The organism is Alkalicoccus halolimnae (genome assembly GCF_008014775.2).
Classification (GTDB): Bacteria; Bacillota; Bacilli; order Bacillales; family Salisediminibacteriaceae; genus Alkalicoccus; species Alkalicoccus halolimnae.
The window spans coordinates 3,672,574-3,694,897 of sequence record NZ_CP144914.1; the positions used below are offsets into that span (position 1 = coordinate 3,672,574).

Genomic DNA, 22,324 nt, shown 5'->3' on the forward strand with positions numbered 1-22,324 from the left:
CCGAACGTTGGCAAAGATTACTATAATATTGTTCGTTTATTTCCTTTTGCCACAAAGTTAGTATAAGAGCAGAAATTCAGCTTGTATACGTCGACAGGCTGTTGAAAAAGCTTTTTTCTGTATCTTTCTTCCTTTGCCTGCTTTTTCGCCTTCCAAGGTTGCTTTCCGGAGGATACTCTCTAAGCGAAACATGCAGAAAAAAGAGTGTCTCTGTAAAGCTTTGAGACACCCTCTCTTCATCAGGCGCCGGGAGGAATATTATCCTCATCGTAGCGCCGTTCCAGATTGACGAATTTATTATGTTCCTTCACAAAAGCGAGCTCCACAGTACCTACCGGACCGTTACGCTGCTTGGCGATAATAATTTCGATAATATCCTTTTTCTCTGATTCCTGATCGTAGTAGTCGTCCCGATAAAGGAAGGCAACGATATCGGCATCCTGCTCAATACTTCCGGATTCCCGGATATCCGACATCATCGGCCGCTTATCCTGACGGGACTCTACTCCCCGGGAAAGCTGGGAAAGGGCAATGACCGGCACTTCCAGCTCCCGGGCAAGTCCTTTCAGTTCCCGGGAGATTTCTGATACTTCCTGCTGACGGCCTTCACTCGAGCGGGCGTCGCCCTGAATAAGCTGCAGATAGTCAATCATGATCATGCCGAGCCCCTGCTCCTGCTTGAGCTTGCGGCATTTGGACCGGATATCTTTTACTTTGATCCCGGGGGTATCATCGATATAAATGCCCGCCTTGGAAAGGCTGCCCATCGCCATCGTCAGGCGCTGCCAGTCTTCATCTTCCAGCTTTCCGGTACGAAGCCGCTGGGCGTCGATATTTCCTTCTGCACAGAGCATACGCATGACGAGCTGGTCCGCTCCCATTTCGAGACTGAAAATCGCCACGTTTTCGTCTGTTTTGGTAGCCACGTTCTGCGAAATATTTAAAGCAAAAGCTGTCTTACCAACCGACGGTCGGGCAGCAACGATGACGAGGTCGCTCTTCTGAAAACCGGCGGTAATCCGGTCAAGTTCCTGGAATCCTGTTGGAATACCGGTTACTTCACCTGCAGTATGCTGAAGCAGTTCAATTTTATCAAATGCTTCGATCAGAACATCCTTGATTTCAATAAACTCTCCGGAAGACTGCTTTCTGGAAACTTCCAGAATAGATTTTTCCGCTTCGTTGACGATAAGGTCAACTTCATCCTCTGCTGCATAACTTTCAGTGGCAATACTCGTAGCTACGCGGATGAGCCGGCGGAGTAAAGATTTCTCTTCGACTATCTGCGCATAGTACTGGACGTTGGCGGCTGTCGGGACAGCATTTGCCAGATCACCAAGGTAGGCAACGCCTCCGACTTCTTCAAGCCAGTTTTTTGCATGCAGTTCGTCGATCATCGTGACAAGATCGACCGGTTCCCCTTTTTCCGAAAGATCGAGCATGACTTCGAAAATGCGGCTGTGCGCCATCCGGTAGAAATCTTCCGGCATTAAACGCTCGGAAGCAGTGATAAGCGCCTGTCCTTCAAGAAAGACCGCGCCAAGCACTGCCTGCTCCGCTTCAATATTCTGGGGTGGTGTCCGGTCCGTGAACAGTTCGTTCATTGTGGTCCCCTCATTTCCCGGTTCTCCCCGTTACGCTTCCTGCACGTGTACTTTAATTACAGCTGTTACTTTTGGATGGAGTTTCACATTAACGTTCGTGTAGCCGAGCGTACGGATAGGTTCTTTCATTTCAATTTTACGTTTATCAATTTTGTAGTTGTCTTTCCTCAGTTGTTCCGCTACCTGCTTGTTCGTCACTGCTCCGAAAAGACGTCCTCCGTCTCCTGCTTTGGCCGACAGTTCCACAGGTTTGCTCTCCAGTTCCTCTTTCATTTTCTCCGCCTGCTTTAATTCCTCTTCCGCCTGGCGCTCTTCGTTTTCTTTCTTCTTTTCAAAAGCTTTCAGATTGCCTTTATTTGCTTCTTCAGCAAGCTGATTTTTAAGCAGATAGTTTCGTGCATAGCCGTCCGGTACGTCTTTCAATTCGCCTTTTTTCCCTTTTCCTTTTACATCCTTCAAAAAGATGACTTTCATTATGATTGTCCTCCTTTGAAATACTCATCGATTTTTTCTTTCAGCAGTTCTTCTGCTTCTTCCTCTGTTATATCTTCAAGCTGGGTCGCGGCATTCGTTAAATGGCCGCCTCCGTTCATTTTTTCCATAATAATCTGAACGTTGACGTCCCCGAGCGATCGGGCACTGATGCTCAGCCTCCCGTCTTCGATTTTTGAAATAACGAAAGAAGCAATGACATCATTCATCGTCAGCAGCGTATCTGCTGCCTGGGCGATCAGCACCTGACCGTAGGTTTCATCCGCATAGCCGCGGGCAATCGCCATGCCGCCGGAGTAAATATGCGCCTGTTCAATCAGTTTCGACCGCTTCACATAGTGATCCAGATCTTCTTTAAGGAGCTTCTGAACGAGCGTCGTATCCGCTCCCCGGCCGCGAAGATAGGAAGCAGCATCAAAAGTACGCGAGCCGGTGCGGATTGCAAAGCTTTTCGTATCGACAATGATCCCTGCAAGCAGCGCCGTCGCTTCAAGCGTATTGACCTGCGGCTGGCGCGGCTGATATTCAAGAAGTTCGGTGACAAGCTCGGCCGTGGAAGAGGCGTACGGCTCCATATAAACGAGCACGGCATCACTGATAAAGTCTTCCCCTCGGCGGTGATGGTCGATAACAATCGTCCGTTCGACTTTATCAAGCAGCTTCGGCTCCTGAACGAGCTTCGGCTTATGCGTATCGACGACGAGCAGAAGCGTATCTTCTGTGACTTCCTCCCGGGCTTCATCCGGGGAAATAAAGCGTGCCCACAGTTCCCGCTGCTGTTCCACTTCTTTTAAAAGCTTTCTGACACTCTGATTCACATCGTCGGGATCGAGAATAATATATCCTTCTTTGCCGTTTGCTTCGGCGATTTTAAGCATGCCGATCGCTGCTCCGATAGAATCCATATCCGGATTTTTGTGTCCCATAATATACACTTTGCTGCTCTCACGGATAAAGTCCCTTACCGCATGGGAAATCACTCTCGCTCTTACGCGGGTACGTTTTTCTGTCGCGTTGGATTTCCCTCCGTAAAACCGGACTTTCCCGTTCTTTTCTTTAATAGCAACCTGATCGCCGCCGCGTCCGAGCGCAAGGTCAAGACTGGACTGGGCAAGTGAGCCAAGTTCACGCAGGGAAGGCTCCCCGCTTCCGATGCCGATACTCAGAGTAAGAGCGACTTTTTCCTCGTAAGTAATCTCACGCACCTCGTCAAGCAGCGTAAAACGTCCTGCTTCCAGGGCTTCAAGCGTCGATTCATTAAAAACAGCGATGAAGCGATCAGAAGAAGTACGCCGGATCAGCATCTCGTGCTTCTGCGACCATCGGTTGAGAGCCTCTGTCACATGGGAGAGAAGCTTGCTTCGGAGCTGGTCGTCCAGCCCTGAAGTAACTTCATCATAATTATCAAGATAGATAAATGCGATTACTGTTTTTTCCCGCTCAAATTTTTCTTTGAACTCCTGCTCTTCCGTCGCATTCAGAAAGTAAAGAAGGCGCTCATCCGGTTCATGTACCACCCGGTAGTTTTCTTCTTTTACTGTGAGAAAGAACGAGCGCTTTTTCTCATTTACCGATTCTATCAGATCATCGGCAATTCTATCCATAGATACGCCGGTCAAATCCTGTTTCATCATCTGCTGCATATAGGGATTGGTCCATTGAATCTCACGCTCTTTATTGTAAAGCATCATTCCTACAGGCATCTGGGTCACTGCTTTTTCTCCCGCCTTATTCACCCGATAGGTGAGAGTGGAAATATAATCAGCCAGGTCCCGCTCAAAATGGATGCGTGCCCGGATCACAAGTACCAGGGCAGCGGCAAGCAGAATGAATCCTGCAATTCCCGGACGCCAGTCGTAATAAGTCAGTATTCCGATGAAGAGCACTGAGATGGCAAACAGCAGAATAACATGGTAGCCGTGCCAGCGTTTCATAAGGAATTTAGGCATTCTATACAACTCCTACTTCTGCGACTTCAATCGCGTTCTCAAGTCGAAACCTAAGTCAATTATACCTAAGATTCTAATAATAGGAAGAAGAAAAGGAAAAACAACTACTGAGAGCGTAATGATGATAGGGAGGACGATGTTCAGCTTTTTCCAATGAAAGAAAAAGAAAATAAAAGCGAGACCCTGGATCACCATAAGCCCTTCCATTACAGGATTTAAGTTGGAAGCAAGCGTGTTGAGTGTTCCTTCCTGCCCTTCGCTTATATTAATAAACGAAAGGATGATAGCAAGCAGATAATACCAGATAAACGATTTTGGAAGACTCCATTCACGCAGAGGCGGGAAGCCTGCTGCAGAATAATCCCTCTTCCGTAAGTACCAGATGCTGACAAGCTGCATGACAAAGGCTGTAACTGCTCCGGTAATAACAAGCAGAGCCGGTACTATGACACTTATGTTATCAATGAAATCGAAGAGCGGAGCTGCTGCTTCGGGATCTTCTTCTATCCCGAGCACGTTTTCCGTCGTTTCCATTGATTCTTCCATTGTCAGCTGAAGCTGGCGCACAGGATCGGTATCTGTTAATGCCATAATCCCGACGTAGGTAATGACAATACCGAGTACAACGCTTAAGGCTGTTCCGGCGTAGACGCCGAACGCGCTTTCTCCCCGTTTATACAATTCTCCAATGGCAATTCCTGCCGAAGCAAAAATAATGATCACTATCGGGGAAAAAGCTCCGACAACGAGAGAGAGCAGCATCAGAATAAACAGAGAAACGAAAACACCCGCCTGCCATCCATATTTATATGTATAAATCACCATCGGAACCGGGATAAAAAACAACAGGATCAAGCCTGCAAAAGGAATGAGCAGGGCGGCAAGGACAAGTGCCATAAATATGCCTGCTGCAACTACACCGTCGCGGACTACGGAAGACTTATCCATCAAACTGCACCTTCTTTTCCAAAAGTTTCTTTTTATCGTCTGTTTTATATAAGAGGAACGTAAATTTTAAGCTGTGTTAAGTCTGGTGTTGATATATATAAGAAAACTTCACTTCGGCCTGCCGTGGAGGAGCTTTCCAGCTTCCTTGGGCTGCGCCTTGCGGGATCTTCCAATCTCCTTCTTCCACAGGCGTCCGCCGGTTTCCGCTTCGTTTTTCTATATTTCAAAAAAACTCAGGAATGAAATCAGAAGTATATTTTATCACGCTTACGCTTTAAAAACCAAAAAAATCAGGACCTGCGGCTTAGAGAGATTTTTTCTTCATAGAAAAAACCCCCGCTATGATCGGTCATAACGGGGGTTTATTATTGTTACTACTCCGTAACAAATGGAAGAAGTGCCATTGTACGTGAACGTTTAACCGCTCGTGTAAGCTGGCGCTGATACTTCGCAGATGTTCCGGTTACCCGGCGGGGAAGAATCTTTCCACGCTCGGAAACAAATTTCTTAAGCAGGTCTGTGTCCTTATAGTCAATTTTCTTAATCTTATTGACCGTGAAGTAACAGACTTTACGGCGTCTAGGCCGACCACGACGTGCCATAGAGCAAAACCTCCTTTTAATATTTTATATTCAACAACCGTTTCTTAGAACGGAAGATCGTCATCATCGATATCGATCGGCTTGCCTTCACCGGCAAACGGATCATCGTTGGATGAACCTTGACCGAAACCACCGGAAGCAGATCCGGAACCGGCGCCCTGCCCCCCTGTGGAGCCGCTCTGGCCCCCTTGAGGTGCCTGCTGGCCGGAATCTCCGTACTGCTGGCCTCCGCCCTGGGAAGACCCGCGCGGTTCCAGAAACTGAACGCTCTCGGCTACTACTTCTGTCATAAAAATACGACGGCCTTCGTTATTATCGAAGCTGCGGGTCTGGATGCGGCCGTCTACGCCGGCCATGCTTCCTTTTTTCAGGTAGTTGGCGACGTTTTCCGCCTGCTTTCTCCAAACTACAGTATTAATGAAGTCAGCTTCACGATTGCCCTGCTGGTTTGAAAACGGACGGTTGACTGCAAGCGTAAATGTCGCTACTGCAATGCCGTTTGCCGTATAACGCAGCTCCGGGTCTTTCGTTAAGCGTCCAACTAGAACAACGCGGTTAATCATCCGAATTCCTCCCTGGATGTGGTTTCAATCAAACATATGATCAGTCATCTTCGCGAACAATCATCGAACGCAAGATGTTATCGTTAATAGAGCTCAGGCGGTTGAACTCGTCAAGTGCCGGCTTTTCAGCTTTAACTTGAAGAATTACATAGAAGCCTTCAGGAAAGTCATTAATCTCATAAGCGAGACGTTTTTTTCCTTTTTCCTCTGTTTCCGTAACTTCTGCGCCATTATCCGTAAGAATCTTATTGAAACGCTCAACTGTTTCTTTCGTTTGAGCTTCCTCAATATCTGGACGAATGATGTACATAATTTCGTAGTTGCGCATGTGTGTCACCTCCTTTTGGACTAGGCCCTTTCCCCAATTTTGAAAAAGAGCAAGGAGCGAGTCGTTTTGCTCGCAAGTGCTTATTATAGCAGACAGACAAACGGGAATCAATAGACGATTTCTTTGAAAACGAAGCTGCCTTGAAGTACTCCCTTCCCTGAACTTCCATCCAGTCCGTTTTGTACTTTTACAAACATCTCCGGCATCATTTCCGTCATTTGTCTTCCAATACGGCTTCGGCAATCAGCTTGAAGGAGCTCTCTCTTGCTTTCGGTCCGTGTGTGTTGTTGATCAGTAAAAATTCATCGGTTCCAAAAAGCCGCTGCAGTTTTTTCAGCTCTTTTTTGATCTTTTCGGGGCTTCCAGCAATCACCCGGCGCCGCTCATGGTGCATCCGGGCTTTTTCTTCATCAGAAACCCGTTTTTCTGCGATTGACTCAGGTGAAGGAACAATCGTGTTTCCTTTCGGGACGCCTGCGAGCCAATGATCCTGAATTACTGCCAGCCTCTCCGCTTCTTCCTCTGTTTCTGCACAAACGGCAAAAATACATATAATAATCCGCGGCTCAAAACCTGCTTCTGCACAGGATTCCCGGTAGGATGCAATTGTTTCTTCAGCCCGGTCCGGGTTAATAAAATACCCAAAAACCAGACCCATCCCCCGTTCTCCGGCCAGCTTTCCACTTTCTGGAGAGAGACCGAGCAGCCACATCGGCGGAATCGGAGCCTGCCTCGGAGTTTTTTTAACGATTCGGTACGGATGTTTTAAAGACAGACTGTCGTGCAGAAAACCAGCTGTATCATCCAGCTGCTGCGGAAAAGCCTGAAAATTTTTTTCCGCGCCATCCGTCAGCGCCTGTCTGGTACGCTCACTTCCTCCGGGAGAACGTCCGACACCAAGCTCAATCCGTCCGGGATAAAAAGCAGCCAATGTTGAAAACGTTTCTGCTGTTTTAAGCGGGCTGTACTGGGGCAGGAGAATACCTCCTGCTCCGAGAATGATCGTCGACGTTTCTGCTCCGGCCCGCCCTATCCAGAGTTCCGGGGCAGCACTTAATAGTCCATTTGTACCGTGATGTTCAGCGAACCAGTAGCGGTTATAACCCCAGACTTCCGCTTTTTTAACAAGCTCGATCGTATGCTGAACCGCTTCAGGAACAGAAATTCCTTCCTGAAGCGGCACTTGATCCAAGATTCCTATTTTCACCATTTATTCTCCTTTCGTCCGTTTCCTTCCTCCGTTCAGTATGCCATAATAATGAAAACGGCTTCAGCCGAAACGATTGGAAAGGATGATTAACGGAATGATTAACGGTCAGCGTTATTTCACTTCATGGAGCGGCGGAAAAGATTCCGCTTTAGCTCATTATCAGGCATTACAGGAAGGCGGCAGCCCGGCCTGTCTTCTTTCAATGTTCGAAGAAAATGAGGAATATTCGCGGTCCCATTCTCTTCCTTACGGGGTGATCCAGGCACAGGCAGATGCAATGGACGTACCGCTCATCATCCGTGGGGCTTCCTGGGCCTCCTACCAGAAAAAATTTCTTGAATTAATGGAAATTATGAAACGAAACGGCGTAAATTACGGCGTATTTGGTGATATTGACCTCGAAGACCATCTGGAATGGGTGCAGCGGAATTGTGAAAAAGGAGGCATTACCTCCTACCATCCGCTCTGGAAAAAAGAACGCCGGCAGGTATTAACCGAACTTTTAGATGCAGGATTTGAATCCGTCATTATCGTCGTCGATGAAAACAAACTTCCCGCTACCTTCCTCGGAAGAGTACTCGACGAAGAAGCAATTGCTGAAATTGAAGAACGCGGTATTGATGCCTGTGGGGAAGAAGGAGAATTTCACACCGTCGTTGTAGATGGCCCTCTCTTTAACAGGCGAATACCGGTTTCCTTCAAAGAAGTTGAACGACATGAAGGTTATGCCTTTCTGCCTGTAGTCCTTCAGGTTGGATAACCAAATGAAGTAAATGCTGCTTAGCATGCAGGAAAGCTGTTACGACCTTCTGAACAAAAAGCTTGATGAAATAAAGAAAAGAACCTGCCGCGGCAGGTTCTTTTTGCACTATTCCCGAGCACCAGGAAGAAGAGACTGTTTATCCTGTTCCTCATGCATATTTTTTACGAGGTGCCCGCAGAAACAGCATTTCTTTATTAAACGTTGAATCGGAAATGAATTACGTCGCCGTCCTTGACGATGTATTCTTTTCCTTCGAGGCGTACATTGCCTTTTTCTTTTGCAGCACCCATATTTCCGGCATCAATCAGGTCGGTATAGGAAACCACTTCCGCACGGATGAAACCGCGCTCAAAGTCAGTATGGATAACACCGGCCGCCTGAGGAGCTTTCGTGCCGCGGTGGATTGTCCAGGCACGCACTTCCTGCTTACCGGCAGTGAAATAGGTATCCAGACCGAGCAGCGCATAGGCAGCACGGATCAGCTGATCAAGACCAGCCTCCGCAATTCCCAGATCCTCCAGAAATTCCTGCTTTTCATCTCCTTCAAGTTCAGCAATCTCCGACTCGATTTTCGCACAGATGACGATGACTTCGGAATTTTCCTGCGCAGCAAAATCTCTCACTTTCTGTACGTAAGGGTTTTGATCAGCTTCACCGATTTCGTCTTCACTGACATTTGCCACGTAAAGAACCGGCTTCTCGGTAAGAAGCTGAAAACCTTTTACAATTTTCTTTTCTTCTTTTGAAAAGTCAATGCTCCGGGCAGGGCGTTCTTCCTCGAAAGCGTCCTGAAGTTTTTTCAGGACTTCAAATTCCGCCATCGCTTCCTTATCTTTGGATTTTGCCATTTTTTCTACTTTTCCGATCCGCTTTTCGACCGATTCCAAATCAGCGAGGATAAGTTCCAGATTGATCACCTGAATATCCCGTATCGGATCGACGTTTCCGGAAACATGCGTTACATTATCGTCGTTAAAGCAGCGTACTACGTGGGAGATAGCATCCACTTCACGGATGTGGGATAAAAACTTGTTGCCAAGCCCTTCTCCCTTGCTTGCTCCTTCCACTATTCCAGCGATATCAGTAAATTCGAAAGCGGTAGGTACTGTTTTATGAGGGTCGACCATTTCTGTCAGCTTCTGCAGCCGGTAGTCCGGCACTTCTACAATCCCGACGTTAGGATCGATCGTACAGAACGGATAGTTCGCCGATTCTGCTCCTGCCTGAGTGATTGCGTTAAATAACGTGGACTTCCCGACATTGGGCAAGCCAACGATTCCTGTTGTTAAAGCCATATTATTCATTGCTCCTTTTTCAAACATTCTTCCGTCATGTCTACATCCTTATCAATTATAGAGAGTTATAAAGCAGAACGCAACTACAGAGTTTCCGGATGAAAATAAAGAAACACTGCCCCAGAGAATCGAAGATCTCAAAGTCTCCTGCCAAGGCTGTGCAATTAAAAAGATCTTCATGAACGCTCCATCATGAAGATCTTCAGAATTGATCTGCCTATATTCGTACTTCGAATAATTTTTTAAAAGAACGGCTGCCTTGAAAATAAAGCAGATAATCAATAAACGGTCGTTTTCGTTCCCATTGGGGCGCAGGGCCGGTCTCAGCTAATTCCGTCCTCCCTGCGGTCGGGCGGTGTGGGGCCAGCCGCCCCATGTGCCATGCAGCTTACGGTAAAGATACAGAGCAGCATCTACTTTCTAATCAAGTATAGTTCACGAAAAAACGAAGCAGAGTTTTCTACATTTATCAGCAACAGAATGCTTTAACACAGCTAAAAGAAAGAACAGCTCTGATTCTAATCCTGATTCTTTTCCGTAACACGCTTCATTTTCTTTTCAAATTCTTTACGCGGCATCATAATACTGTGCTGGCACCCCATACATTTAATGCGGATATCCATCCCCATCCGCACAATTTTCCAGCGGTTCTCACCGCACGGGTGCTGTTTTTTCATCTCTACAATATCATTTAATGCAAATTCCGGATGCGCCATGTAAAGTCCCCCTTGTCTCAACATTTTCTTATAAGAATATTCTACTTTTAAAATCAATTTCAGTAAAAACAAACTTTTTTTCTTTCAGCTTCTCCAGGAGTTTGTTGGAAGAAACTGCACTTCCAATCATCATACTTTAAAACAGCCAGTTCTGAACAAAAACAAACAATACAATAAGAAAGATAGCTGGAAGAAGGTTGGCAATACGTATTTTAGGAACTCCAAGGAGGTTCAGGCCGATGCCGATAATCATAATGCCGCCCACCGCCGTTAATTCATTAATAACGAGGTCCAGCTGATTTTCTGGTATAAAACGGATAATCCACGTCGCAGCTATCGCTATGGATCCTTGATAAAGGACTACAGGAACAGCTGAAAACATTACCCCTATGCCGAGTGTAGCCGCAAAGATGATAGAGGTGAAGCCGTCGAGAACCGCTTTCGTAAGCAGAACAGAATGATCCTGCCGGAATCCGCTGTCCAGAGCTCCAATGATTGCCATAGCCCCTACTACAAAAAGAAGAGTGGAGGCAATAAAACCTTCTGCGAGTGAGCTTCCTTCTTCTTTCTTCCATTTCTGCTCCATCCAGTAACCGATACGGTTCAATTTTCCTTCAAGATTCCAGCGTTCGCCGAGCATGCCGCCGAGGGCAAGACTGAAAATGACAAGCAGAAATTCGTCTCCTTCCATTGCCATATCCAGCCCCAGAATAAGCACGGCCAGCCCGATTGCTTTCATAACGGTTTCCTGCATACTCTTGGAAAACCGGGTCAGCTTCGTTCCGATTAATGCGCCTGCTATGATTGCCAGGCCATTCACAATAGTTCCAAACAATATCATAACTGTGACCCCTGCCCCGCTTATGTATTTCTTGCTCTTTCCGTGCAAAAGCCCGTCAGCAGGATGTCTCCCCCAACGGGCCGGCTTTAGTCTTCCTTGTGCAGAAGGTGGAAAATACGTTCCAGATCTTCTTCGTTAAAATAATCAATTTCTATTTTCCCTTTTTTCCTGCCCGGTTTGATCTGGACATTCGTCCCGAAGTAGGTTTTCAGCTGCGATTCTCTGGACTTCACAAGCTTCGAGACCGCAGGTTTTTTCTTTGTTTCACGTGAAACGTCCTGATTTGCCCGTTTCACCCACTCTTCCAGCTGCCTTACACTCATCTGCTCCTGTACGATTTTCTGCAGAAGAGAACTGAGCTGCTGGGTGTTTTTTAAACCGAGAAGCGAGCGGGCGTGTCCCATCGTCAGTTTTCCTTCCGACAGGTACTCCTGCACCATCAGGGGAAGCTGCAGAAGACGCACATAATTGGCGATATGCGGCCGGCTTTTGCCGAGACGCTGCGCCAGGTCGTCCTGCGTGATCTGCAGGTGTTCCATTAATTTCTGATAAGCTTTAGCTTCCTCAAGCGGATTTAAATTCTCCCGCTGCAGATTTTCCACGAGCGCAAGCTCCATCATTTCATCATCGGAAAGTTCCTTGACGACGGCCGGAATCGTTTTTTGTCCTGCTAGCTTTGAAGCACGAAACCGTCTTTCACCAACCACGATTTCATATCCTTTAATACTCCTGCGAAGCATAATCGGCTGAATGACCCCATGCGCACTTATTGATTCCGAAAGCTCCTGAAGCCCCGTTTCGTCAAATATTTTTCGAGGCTGATAAGGATTGGGCCGGATATCTGTCAGCTTAATTTCTTCGACCTGCAGTTCCGTATCCTTTGAAGCATTAGGGAAAAAAGCATTGATGCCTTTTCCGAGTCCTTTACCCATGGCTGATCACTTCCTTTGCTAACTCCGCGTAAACACTCGCCCCTCTGGATTTAGGGTCATACGTGACGATCGATTCCCCATAGCTCGGAGCTTCTCCGAGGCGGACAGTACGCGGGATAATAGTTTCGAATACTTTTTCCCGAAAATACTTTTTCACTTCCTCCATTACCTGCATACCGAGATTCGTTCTTTTATCGAGCATCGTCAGGAGGACGCCCTCAATCATTAACTCATTGTTCAAATGCTTCTGTACGAGACGAATTGTATTCAGCAGCTGGCTGAGTCCTTCCATGGCATAGTATTCGCACTGGACCGGAATCATCACAGTATCTGCTGCTGAGAGCGAATTCAGCGTCAGAAGGCCGAGCGACGGCGGACAGTCAATGATGATGTAGTTATAGGCATCTTTCATTTCGTCCACCGCTTTTTTTAAACGGATTTCCCGTGAAATAGCAGAAACGAGTTCGATCTCCGCTCCTGCAAGCTGAATCGTTGACGGGACGACATCCAGTCCTTCCATAGATGTAGGAACGATCACATTATGAAGACTTTGTTCTTCCACCAGAACGTTATAAATACATTCGTGGATGTCACCTTTATTAATACCGATTCCGCTCGTCGTATTGCCCTGAGGATCAATATCGATAATGAGCACTTTTTTTCCTTCTTTTACGAGACTTGCACTTAAGTTTACCGCGGTAGTTGTTTTGCCGACACCGCCTTTTTGATTTGCAATTGCAATTACTTTACCCACTCTGCTGTCACCTGCCTCACTGAACTGTGAAACTTTGCTTTTTATTCTACCATGAAAAACTACAAAAGAAACGGACAAGTCTTATCTGAAAGTGCCTTTCTGCCGGACCGCTGAAAAAATGAAAAATCGGTTTTTCAACAAGCAGACAAATTCTATTTTCCTGCAAGCAGCGGCAGAAGCTTTCCAAGGGCCTCGTTCCTTCCTTTTCCATCAGGACTTCTCACCGGATTTCTATACTAAAAATACCACATCCCTGTAAGAGAGAGTGGTATGTTTCAGCAGCTTTGCAGTATAGCTATGCTTTCGGAATGCGGATCGTAAATTGATAGTGCTCTTCCGTTTCTTCTTCCTCTGTATCGATTTTCAGTCCAGACTCCTGCACCATGTCGACCGACTTGCGGATCGTGTTCATCGCAAGTCTTGTATCCTTGGAGCGGCTTTTACGCACGTTCTTTTTCTGGACAGGTTTTAGTTCGGCAGTCCGTTTTTCTACAGCTGCTTCTGTTTCTTTTACATTCCAGTTTTCTGTAATGATTTTTTCCAGAAGGTCGTTCTGGGCGCTTTCTTCTTTTACGGGCAGAAGCGCACGGGCGTGACGCTCGCTGATTTCTCTTGTAAGCAGCTTCTGCTTCCCTGCTTCTGTAAGCTGTAAAAGCCGCAGCTTGTTTGCGATAGTGGACTGGCTTTTTCCGAGACGTTTTGCCAGCTCCCCCTGCGTCAGTTCGTGAAGTTCCAGAAGACTAGCATATGCATTGGCTTCTTCTATCGAGGTCAGTCCTTCCCGCTGCAGATTTTCAATCAGAGCTACGGAAGCCGTTTTTGTATCATCAAAATTTTTAACAACGACCGGTACTTTATCAAGACCTGCATGCCGGGCTGCCCGCCACCGTCTTTCCCCTGCAATAATTTCGTAACTGCCATCACTTTGGCGTACGACAATCGGCTGGATCATTCCGTGAGTATCGATCGTCTGCGCCAGTTCTTCAATTTTTTCCTCATTAAAGATTGTCCGCGGCTGAAACCGGTTTGGCAGGAGGCTTTCCACGGCGACCTGTTGTACTGCTTCTTCCGTTCCCTCCTGTGCGTCTTCAGAAGAAACCTCTTTTTTCTCGCCTAACCCAAATAACTTCGAAATTGACTGTTTCATAGGGACACCACCCTTACAAATCTTCCTTCTGCTCCTCTGTTTCACGTGAAACAGAGGAGCAGGAACTATGTTTCTGTATATGTTGAACTTCATAATTCGTTTCCGCTTCTGTAAACGACCGCTTTCGTTTCCATGGGGACGTTTTCCGGGCGGGATGGATCTTCGACTCAACCTTATTCGCCCTGGAGCCGCCCCATTTCCACTTCAGCAGCCTGTCCTGCTTTTCTGTTCTTCCTGCAGGTACGCTCTGCCTTTAAAAAGGATAACGCCCTTCTTTCTTTCGATAGATAAGGCCGCTTTCACGGTCATACATCCTACCTGAAACAATTTCATAATATACTTTTCAAGTTATTTTAACGACCATGTTATCCATTTATGATGGGAATATTCGTATATGAAATCGGATGATTGAAACGGCAGACGGCGGCTCCGGCAGGATAAAGCGAAGTCTGAAAATCCATTCTTCCAGTGTACAAAACTGGAAGAATTAGTTGAAAACGAGCCCCGCGGAAAGCGTCCGTCTGAAGTGGAAATCATTCACCATCTTTGGAAGCCCTTTTCTTACACAAACTTATGAAATTGATTCAACTATATAAATATTAAGTTCAATTTATATAGTTGAATACCTCCGCGATTATATCATGAAAAAAGCAAAGAGAGGAGGCTCTTCCTGAGAAGATCCCCGCTCTCTTTGCACTTTCCTGCTGTATTACGGATCGTTAAGAACAAACGTTTTTCCCGGATAAGAAACCGTTTATAAAATCGGCTCCTTATTCGGGGTTCCCGGCTTTCTCGGATACTTTTTCGGAGTACTGCCTGCTTTTCTTATATGAATAATCGATCGTTCTCCACCATTTTCAGGAAGCGAAAAATCAATCGTATTCTCTACTTTTCCTCCAAGAAGCTTAATCGCTTTTTGTGCATCCTTTAATTCTTCTCCGGCGCCCGCAGCTTTCATAGCAATGAACATTCCATTTTCCTTTACGAGCGGAAGACAGAGCTCTGTAAGCACCGGCATTCTTGCTACCGCACGGGATATAGCTACATCGTACTGATCCCGGTGGTCCGGTTTGCGGGCAAACTGCTCTGCCCGGTCATGATGAAAAGCGACTCCCGTTAAACCGAGTTCCTCAGCAAGGGCATTTAAAAAAGTAATACGTTTGTTAAGCGAATCGACAATCGTTACATTGATCTCCGGGAAACAGATTTTCAGCGGGAGGCTGGGAAATCCTGCCCCTGCCCCTACGTCCACGATCCGCAGCGGGCGCTTGAAATCGAAGGAGAAAGCAGCTGTAAGCGAATCATAGAAATGCTTCAAATAGACTGCATCCTTTTCTGTGATAGCTGTGAGATTCATCCGCTCATTCCAATCGACGAGCACTTCATAGTAGCGGGCAAGCCGCTTTTTCTGCTCATCATCAAGCGTAATATTCTGCTCTTCCAGTGCATTTACCAACGTTTGTTCATCCATGACCTGCCGCCTCTCTATGCTTCTGCTGTGACCCGCTGCAATCGTCCCTGCTCCATGTAAACGAGAAGAACAGAAACGTCCGCCGGGTTAACTCCTGATACGCGTGAAGCCTGAGCCATTGACAGCGGCCGTACTTCAGCCAATTTTTCCCGCGCTTCCAGAGCAAGTCCTTTGATTGCATGATAGTCGAGATCCTCCGGAAGTTTTTTATTTTCCATTTTCTTTAACTTCCCTACCTGTTCGAGCTGTTTTGCAATATACCCCTGATATTTCACGTGGATCTCGACTTGTTCTTTCACGTCGGGTTCCAGTTCTTTATCAGACGGCGCCATCTGTTCGATTTCCGCATACGTCATTTCCGGTCGTTTCAAAAGAACGGCCGCATTCGCTGCTTCTTTAATAGGAGAAGAGCCCTGGTCCTCCATGACACGCCGGGTTTCTTCCGTTACTTTAACGGTCGTTTTTTCCAGACGCTTTATTTCTTCAGATATATCTGCTTTTTTCTGCTGAAAGCGGGCGAATCGTTCATCAGAAATTAATCCGATTTCATGGCCTTTTTCCGTCAGACGCAGATCCGCATTGTCATGGCGGAGAAGCAGGCGGTATTCTGCCCGGGACGTCAGCAGACGATATGGCTCTTCTGTCCCTTTCGTAACGAGATCATCGATGAGGACACCGATATACGCTTCCGAGCGGTCAAGAATAACCGGATCCCGCTCCTGTACTTTCATCGCAGCATTAATGCCAGCCATAATGCCCTGACCGGCTGCTTCCTCATACCCGCTTGTCCCGTTAATCTGACCGGCTGTAAACAGTCCGCTGACCTTTTTTGTTTCAAGAGACGGCCACAGCTGAGTCGGTACTATTGCATCGTATTCGATCGCATAGCCGGGACGCATCATCTGAACGTGCTCGAGACCTGGAATCGTTTTGAGAATGTTGTGCTGGACGTCTTCCGGCAGACTTGTGGAAAGGCCCTGTACGTAGACCTCCTTCGTATTCCGGCCTTCCGGTTCCAGAAAGATCTGGTGGCGCGGCTTATCACTAAAGCGGACTACCTTGTCTTCAATGGAAGGGCAGTAGCGCGGTCCTGTTCCTTCGATCATGCCCGAATACATCGGAGAACGCGTGAGGTTGTTGTTAATATACTCGTGCGTTTCTTCGTTTGTATAGGTGAGCCAGCACGGGAGCTGATCAGTGATATAATCGACCGTTTCATAGGAAAAGGCACGCGGTACATCGTCCCCCGGCTGAATTTCTGTTTTGTCGTAGTCAATCGTGGAACCTTTTACACGCGGAGGCGTTCCTGTTTTGAAGCGTTCCATTTTAAAGCCGAGCTCCTGAAGATGGTAGGACAGGTTTACAGACGGCTGCATATTATTCGGACCGCTCTCGTAGGAGAGTTCTCCGAGAATTACCTTTCCCCGCAGATAGGTTCCGGTCGTTACAATAACGGCTTTGGAGCGGTATTCAGCTCCTGTCTGGGTCACCACCCCTTTGACGGTATCGTCTTCTACAATCAGTTTTTCCACCATTCCCTGGCGCAGAAGCAGATTATCGGTATTTTCAATTGTTTCTTTCATTTCCTGCTGATACAAAAACTTGTCGGCCTGGGCACGGAGTGCTCTCACCGCAGGCCCTTTAGCAGTATTCAGCATCCTCATCTGGATGTGGGTTTTATCTATATTTCGTGCCATTTCTCCGCCAAGGGCATCAATTTCCCTTACAACGATCCCTTTGGCGGGCCCTCCAACAGACGGGTTACACGGCATAAACGCGACGGCATCGAGATTAAGAGTGAGCATGAGCGTATCGGCTCCGGCACGGGCAGAGGCAAGACCTGCTTCTACCCCGGCATGTCCGGCTCCGATGACAATCACGTCAAACTCTCCTCCTTGATAACTCATATAGGTATTCCTCCTTTTATTTTCCTAAACAAAACTGAGAGAACAACTGATCGATTAAACTTTCCTGCACACTGTCTCCAATAACTTCGCCCAGCACTTCCCAGGCGCGCGTAATATCAATCTGTACCATATCTATCGGCATGCCGTTTTCGGCAGCATCGAGTGCTTCTTCCACGGATCGTTTTGCCTGTTCAAGAAGGGCGATATGACGGGAGTTGGAAACGTACGACATGTCTCCTCCATCCATATCCCCGGCAAAGAAAAGAGAACGAATAGCTTCTTCCAGTTCATCCACCCCTTCATCTTTTAAAAGCGAAGTGGAAATGACCGGATTGCCATTGGCAAGCTCGCGGACCCGGTCGAGGGAAATGCGCGCTTCCAGATCGGTTTTATTTATAATAATAATTGAATCCTGATCTCTTATAAGCTTGAATAATTCCTCATCTGCTTCTGTCAGTACTTCGTTATAATTTAACACAAGCAGGGCAAGTTCGGCATCCTTTACTACTTTACGGGACCGCTCCACACCGAGACGTTCCACAATATCTTCGGTTTCACGGATACCTGCAGTATCGAGAAGGCGGAGCGGCACCCCCCGGACATTGACATACTCTTCGACGACGTCTCTCGTCGTTCCCGGCACGTCCGTGACAATTGCCTTATTCTCGTGGACAAGACTGTTTAAAAGAGAGGATTTACCGACGTTCGGCCGCCCCATTATGACAGTGGAAAGACCTTCGCGGAGAATCTTACCCTGATGCGCTGTCATCAGCAGCTGATCGACAGCATCTCTTACTTCCGAACCTTTTTCCCTGATCATGTCGAGCGTCATTTCTTCCGCATCATATTCCGGATAATCAATATTCACTTCAACACTTGCCACTGTCTCCAAAAGCTTCTGGCGCAGAGACTGAATTCTTGTTGAAAGCTTTCCCTCGACCTGATTCATCGCGACATTCATCGCCCGGTCCGTCTTGGCACGGATCAAGTCCATTACTGCTTCAGCCTGAGAAAGATCGATGCGTCCGTTTAAAAACGCCCGCTTAGTAAATTCTCCCGGTTCGGCAAGACGCACGCCATGACGCAGGACAAGCTGCAGCACGCGGTTGACGGATGTTAAACCGCCATGGCAGTTTATTTCAATAATGTCTTCCTTCGTATACGTCTTCGGCGCGCGGAGAACCGAGACCATCGCTTCTTCAATCGTCTCTTCTGTGTCGGGATCCTGAATATGCCCGTAGTTAATCGTATGCGTATCGACTTCCTCAAGCCGCCGCGGCCCTTTGTAAAGCTTGTCCGCAGCGGCGACTGCATCTTCCCCGCTGATACGCACGATGCCGATTGCTCCTTCTCCCATCGGGGTGGAAATTGCGGCAATTGTATCGATATCCATCAGCTTCCTCCTCCTTTCTACTCTTCCTCGTTTTTTATGAATGTTATTCCATTTAATGGAATTTTATATTCGGAGTGCTGAATAGAGTTTCTTTTAAAATGTAAGCTTCGTTAATGTGCGTGTTATTAACCGGTGGGATTTTCGCTTCCTGGCCGGATGTGGATATATGTTTCTTTCATGGATTACAAGTACTTCGATTTATGCTTTGATTCCAACTTACTAGATTATCATATTTTCAACCTTATGGAAAGGTTTCTGCATACTAAAAAAGACTGCCCGGAAGGCAGTCTTTCGAGGACAGTCTCAGGTGAGAACAATTACTTCGGCTTAACAATGACGCGCCGGTTCGGCTCTTTGCCGTCCGAGTCAGTTTCTACACTTGGATCATTTTGAAGGGCGGTGTGAATAACTTTGCGTTCATGGGAACTCATCGGCTCAAGCCGGACTTCCTGATTGATTCGCACGGCTTTTTTGGCAATACGATCCGCCAGAGTTTCCAGCGCCTCTTTGCGGCGTGCGCGGTATCCCTCTGCATCGAGGTGAATCCGTACATAGCTGTCGGAGAGCTTATTTGCCGCAAGATTAACAAGGTATTGAAGAGAATCGAGTGTCTGTCCGCGTTTGCCGATCAGCACCCCGATTTCTTTTCCGCTTATATTAAAGTAGAGGCCGTCCCTGCGCTCTTCTATTTGTACACTTGCGGTCACACCCATATGATCAATTGTTTCCCGTAAGAAGTTCAGTCCTGCTTTAACAGGATCAGGTTTTCGGGTAAGCTCGACCACTGCCGGCTTACCGCCGAAAAGACCAAAAAGGGCTTTTTGAGCTTCTTCAATGACGTGAATGTGCACGTCACTGCGTTCTGCGTCTAATTTTTCCAGTCCCTTTGCTACTGCTTCTTCTACTGTACTCCCTGATGCTGTCACTTTGTTCACTAGCTTTTCTCTCCCCCCGCTTTAGCTTCCTTTGCATCTCCTTTGCTCTTGCCTACGTTCGGACCTGTAATGAAGTAAGTCTGTACAATCATAAAGAGGTTACCGATAACCCAGTACAAGGCCAGAGCAGATGGGAAGAATGCCGCGAATGCCATAATCATGATAGGCATAATATAAAGAAGAGCTTTCATCTGCGGGTTGTCCTGGACCATCATCATTTTCTGCTGAATAAATGTCGTTGCCCCGGCGATAAGCGGAAGCAGGAAAAATGGATCAGCACTTCCAAGTTCAAACCATAAAAATTCCTGTGCCGCTCCCGTATAACCCGGGTCGACCTCCGGATTGATCTGCGGTGTGCGGATGATCGCGTGATAAAAAGCAATGAGAATCGGCATCTGCACTAAAATAGGCAGGCAGCCGGCAAGCGGATTTACTCCGTGCGTCTGAAACAGTTCCATCATTTCTTTCTGGAGCTTCTGCTGCGTCTGCTGGTCCTTCGCACTGTATTTCTCACGCAGTTCTTTCATCTGCGGCTGAAGCGCCTGCATTGCTTTCGTACTCTTCGTCTGCTTAATCATAAGCGGAAGAATGAGGATACGAAGGATGATTGTTACGATAATAATAGCTAGTCCATAGCTGTTATTAAGGGCATCTGCAATAGTTGTCATCAGCCAGGATAATGGATAAACAAAAAACGGATCCCAAATACCGCTTGCATCTGACTTAATCGGTTCATCAATGTTAAAACACCCGCTCATCAAAAGCATGATGCCAATAAACAAAGATGCCATACTTATTTTCTTAACCACTTCTTGGTCCTCCTATCTTTTTCGTCACAAGACAATAAAATTCCTTCTTTTTCCTGTTTTTTATTCCATCGGAGGCTTCTTTTTCTCCGGCACGGGATCTATTCCGCCCGGATGGAAAGGGTGGCATTTCAACAGGCGTCTTACCGTCAGATACAATCCTTTCCACGGTCCGTGGACCTGCAGTGCCTCGATTCCGTAATGGGAACAAGTTGGATAAAAACGGCAGGAAGCAGGGGTGAACCGGGAAATATATCTCTGATAAAGACGAATCATTCCCATCAGGAGTTTTGTCATGACTTCACCTCAAAGATTTTGTCCGGCTCTTCGGTTTGAAAAGCTTAGCCACTTTCAGAACATGCCTGAGTGATTTAGTTACCTCTTCTAATTCCATGGAAGCCGCCGGTTTACGGGCAATGATGACGACGTCGTATTCCTGCTTAAGGTCTTCTGTAAGATCGCGGAGCACTTCTTTCATTAACCGTTTAATGCGGTTTCGCTGCACGGCATTACCGAGTTTCTTACTTACAGAAAGTCCGATTCGTATATGTGTCTGCTCCTGTCTCGGGAGCTGGTAAACAACAAATTGCCGGTTCGCTGCCGAACTGCCTCGCTGAAATACGTGCTGAAATTCTTCATTTTTCTTTAATCGATGCTGCTTTTTCATTCACGGGCACCTCTTTAAATAACAGCGCCGGTGACGCTATTCATTTTACCTAATCTTATGGGCTGATTCAATGGCCGAACGTGACCGTTCTGTGACGTCCTTACATATAAGAAGCTGTCCCGCAGGTTCTTCAAGGACAGCTGCACGCTCATTTATATTAAAATTTCTTCTGCTTTGTAAAAAAAGACCACTGATCGCCCAGTGGTCTTTTTGTTACGCAGATAGAACCTTTCTTCCTTTACGACGGCGGTTGGAAAGGACCTTACGGCCGTTTTTAGTCGCCATGCGTGCACGGAAACCGTGGTTTTTTTTGCGCTTACGGTTATTTGGATTAAATGTTGGCTTACCCATGTGAAATACACCTCCTGATTGCTCATATTAAAACAATAATCTGTTTATTGTCATCTTCGATCTCGCCTTAACCGCCGGGTGCGGCAGGCAGTCTTGTAAATTATAATTTTTTCGTTTATTCATGTCAAGGGCAACTTTCATTTTCCTCTCTTTAAAACCTGTTTTCCCATATTTCCTTTCTCTTCTACAAATCCGCTTTTTTCTTTGCTTTTTCATGCCTGTGGATAATATTTCGAGCGTTTTCTTTTTCTCCACATCCATGCCCACAAGTTTTTCACAGTATCTAGTGCTGTGGATAAATTTTAAGCACAACCCGTTGAATAGTGTGGATAACTTCAGAAGAATGTTGCCATAATCATGTTTTTTTGGTACGCTGGTTATGTTTTTTATCGTGGAAAAATATTCAGCTTATTAAATCTATCCACAGTTGTGTATAAACATGTGGATAGTTATACAAACTGCTTGATAAGTTTATCCACAATGTTGTGAATAGAGTTGACAACCGCTTTCCTTCTATAATAGTGTTCATGCACATCCCCTGTGTGTATGTTTATTCATCCAGGTTGTGCATTGGTTGTACAAGCCGGCGGAAGGAAGCAGTTTTTCGACGTTCTGTTGTACGACAGAAGGGAAGCAAAGGAGGGAAATGT

23 protein-coding genes are annotated in these 22,324 nt (G+C 46.7%); 1 reads left to right on the forward strand and 22 read right to left on the reverse strand.

The window, feature by feature from the left end; genetic code table 11:
- Window positions 1-239: 239 nt before the first annotated feature.
- The 8 genes from dnaB to FTX54_RS16690 all read right to left on the reverse strand — a co-directional run bounded on the left by dnaB (window position 240) and on the right by FTX54_RS16690 (window position 7,696).
- A complete protein-coding gene (dnaB, locus tag FTX54_RS16655) occupies window positions 240-1,604 on the reverse strand; it encodes a replicative DNA helicase (RefSeq protein ID WP_147802544.1) in 1,365 nt (454 codons plus the stop codon).
- 30 nt (window positions 1,605-1,634) lie between these two features.
- Window positions 1,635-2,078 (reverse strand): 50S ribosomal protein L9, encoded by a 444-nt coding sequence (gene rplI, locus FTX54_RS16660; RefSeq protein WP_147802543.1) that lies wholly within the window; start codon window positions 2,076-2,078, stop codon window positions 1,635-1,637.
- The gene (locus tag FTX54_RS16665) at window positions 2,078-4,045 is read right to left on the reverse strand and encodes a DHH family phosphoesterase (protein ID WP_147802542.1); all 1,968 of its coding nucleotides are present in this window, start codon (window positions 4,043-4,045) and stop codon (window positions 2,078-2,080) included. Before FTX54_RS16665 ends, rplI begins: the two co-directional genes overlap by 1 nt.
- A 12-nt stretch (window positions 4,046-4,057) precedes the next feature.
- Window positions 4,058-4,993, reverse strand: coding sequence for a YybS family protein (locus FTX54_RS16670; protein WP_147802541.1), 936 nt, complete (start codon window positions 4,991-4,993; stop codon window positions 4,058-4,060).
- 374 nt (window positions 4,994-5,367) lie between these two features.
- Entirely contained in the window at window positions 5,368-5,595 is a 228-nt protein-coding gene (gene rpsR, locus FTX54_RS16675; protein WP_147802540.1) for a 30S ribosomal protein S18, read from the reverse strand.
- 44 nt (window positions 5,596-5,639) lie between these two features.
- The gene (gene ssb / locus FTX54_RS16680; RefSeq protein ID WP_147802539.1) at window positions 5,640-6,158 is read right to left on the reverse strand and encodes a single-stranded DNA-binding protein; all 519 of its coding nucleotides are present in this window, start codon (window positions 6,156-6,158) and stop codon (window positions 5,640-5,642) included.
- Window positions 6,159-6,198: 40 nt separating this feature from the next.
- Window positions 6,199-6,486 carry a 30S ribosomal protein S6 gene (gene rpsF / locus FTX54_RS16685; RefSeq protein ID WP_147802538.1) on the reverse strand — a complete coding sequence of 96 codons (288 nt, stop codon included), beginning with the start codon at window positions 6,484-6,486 and terminating at the stop codon, window positions 6,199-6,201.
- Between the two features lie 214 nt (window positions 6,487-6,700).
- Window positions 6,701-7,696: an LLM class flavin-dependent oxidoreductase gene (locus FTX54_RS16690; RefSeq protein WP_338485171.1), complete on the reverse strand. Its 996-nt coding sequence runs from the start codon at window positions 7,694-7,696 to the stop codon at window positions 6,701-6,703.
- 94 nt (window positions 7,697-7,790) lie between these two features.
- On the opposite strand from FTX54_RS16690, the gene FTX54_RS16695 reads away from it, so the two are divergent.
- Entirely contained in the window at window positions 7,791-8,456 is a 666-nt protein-coding gene (locus FTX54_RS16695) for a diphthine--ammonia ligase (RefSeq protein ID WP_147802817.1), read from the forward strand.
- A 197-nt stretch (window positions 8,457-8,653) separates the two neighbouring features.
- Here FTX54_RS16695 and ychF read toward each other — a convergent pair whose 3' ends face one another.
- From ychF to rpmH, 14 genes are all read right to left on the reverse strand, one after another.
- Window positions 8,654-9,754 (reverse strand): redox-regulated ATPase YchF, encoded by a 1,101-nt coding sequence (gene ychF / locus FTX54_RS16700; RefSeq protein ID WP_147802536.1) that lies wholly within the window; start codon window positions 9,752-9,754, stop codon window positions 8,654-8,656.
- Window positions 9,755-10,272: 518 nt separating this feature from the next.
- Window positions 10,273-10,470, reverse strand: coding sequence for a DUF951 domain-containing protein (locus FTX54_RS16705; RefSeq protein WP_147802535.1), 198 nt, complete (start codon window positions 10,468-10,470; stop codon window positions 10,273-10,275).
- 136 nt (window positions 10,471-10,606) lie between these two features.
- On the reverse strand, window positions 10,607-11,311 hold the full coding sequence (locus tag FTX54_RS16710) for a DUF554 domain-containing protein (protein WP_147802534.1): 705 nt from the start codon (window positions 11,309-11,311) through the stop codon (window positions 10,607-10,609).
- 86 nt (window positions 11,312-11,397) lie between these two features.
- Window positions 11,398-12,243 carry a ParB/RepB/Spo0J family partition protein gene (locus FTX54_RS16715; RefSeq protein WP_147802533.1) on the reverse strand — a complete coding sequence of 282 codons (846 nt, stop codon included), beginning with the start codon at window positions 12,241-12,243 and terminating at the stop codon, window positions 11,398-11,400.
- A complete protein-coding gene (locus FTX54_RS16720; protein WP_147802532.1) occupies window positions 12,236-12,997 on the reverse strand; it encodes a ParA family protein in 762 nt (253 codons plus the stop codon). Before FTX54_RS16720 ends, FTX54_RS16715 begins: the two co-directional genes overlap by 8 nt.
- A 295-nt stretch (window positions 12,998-13,292) precedes the next feature.
- A complete protein-coding gene (gene noc, locus FTX54_RS16725) occupies window positions 13,293-14,144 on the reverse strand; it encodes a nucleoid occlusion protein (protein ID WP_147802531.1) in 852 nt (283 codons plus the stop codon).
- A gap of 754 nt (window positions 14,145-14,898) precedes the next feature.
- Window positions 14,899-15,615 (reverse strand): 16S rRNA (guanine(527)-N(7))-methyltransferase RsmG, encoded by a 717-nt coding sequence (rsmG, locus tag FTX54_RS16730; protein ID WP_147802530.1) that lies wholly within the window; start codon window positions 15,613-15,615, stop codon window positions 14,899-14,901.
- A 14-nt stretch (window positions 15,616-15,629) separates the two neighbouring features.
- Window positions 15,630-17,522 (reverse strand): tRNA uridine-5-carboxymethylaminomethyl(34) synthesis enzyme MnmG, encoded by a 1,893-nt coding sequence (gene mnmG / locus FTX54_RS16735; RefSeq protein ID WP_147802529.1) that lies wholly within the window; start codon window positions 17,520-17,522, stop codon window positions 15,630-15,632.
- A gap of 16 nt (window positions 17,523-17,538) precedes the next feature.
- Window positions 17,539-18,915, reverse strand: a complete 1,377-nt coding sequence (gene mnmE, locus FTX54_RS16740; RefSeq protein WP_147802528.1) for a tRNA uridine-5-carboxymethylaminomethyl(34) synthesis GTPase MnmE — start codon at window positions 18,913-18,915, stop codon at window positions 17,539-17,541.
- A gap of 317 nt (window positions 18,916-19,232) precedes the next feature.
- The gene (gene jag, locus FTX54_RS16745) at window positions 19,233-19,850 is read right to left on the reverse strand and encodes an RNA-binding cell elongation regulator Jag/EloR (RefSeq protein ID WP_147802527.1); all 618 of its coding nucleotides are present in this window, start codon (window positions 19,848-19,850) and stop codon (window positions 19,233-19,235) included.
- Window positions 19,850-20,659, reverse strand: coding sequence for a YidC family membrane integrase SpoIIIJ (gene spoIIIJ, locus FTX54_RS16750; RefSeq protein WP_246125553.1), 810 nt, complete (start codon window positions 20,657-20,659; stop codon window positions 19,850-19,852). The genes jag and spoIIIJ overlap by 1 nt, the downstream gene beginning before the upstream one ends.
- Window positions 20,660-20,719: 60 nt before the next feature.
- Window positions 20,720-20,953: a membrane protein insertion efficiency factor YidD gene (gene yidD / locus FTX54_RS16755; RefSeq protein ID WP_147802526.1), complete on the reverse strand. Its 234-nt coding sequence runs from the start codon at window positions 20,951-20,953 to the stop codon at window positions 20,720-20,722.
- Between the two features lie 4 nt (window positions 20,954-20,957).
- Window positions 20,958-21,323 carry a ribonuclease P protein component gene (rnpA, locus tag FTX54_RS16760; protein WP_147802525.1) on the reverse strand — a complete coding sequence of 122 codons (366 nt, stop codon included), beginning with the start codon at window positions 21,321-21,323 and terminating at the stop codon, window positions 20,958-20,960.
- Window positions 21,324-21,536: 213 nt separating this feature from the next.
- Complete coding sequence (gene rpmH, locus FTX54_RS16765; protein WP_147802524.1) at window positions 21,537-21,674, reverse strand: 50S ribosomal protein L34; 138 nt, start codon at window positions 21,672-21,674, stop codon at window positions 21,537-21,539.
- Window positions 21,675-22,324: the final 650 nt, after the last annotated feature.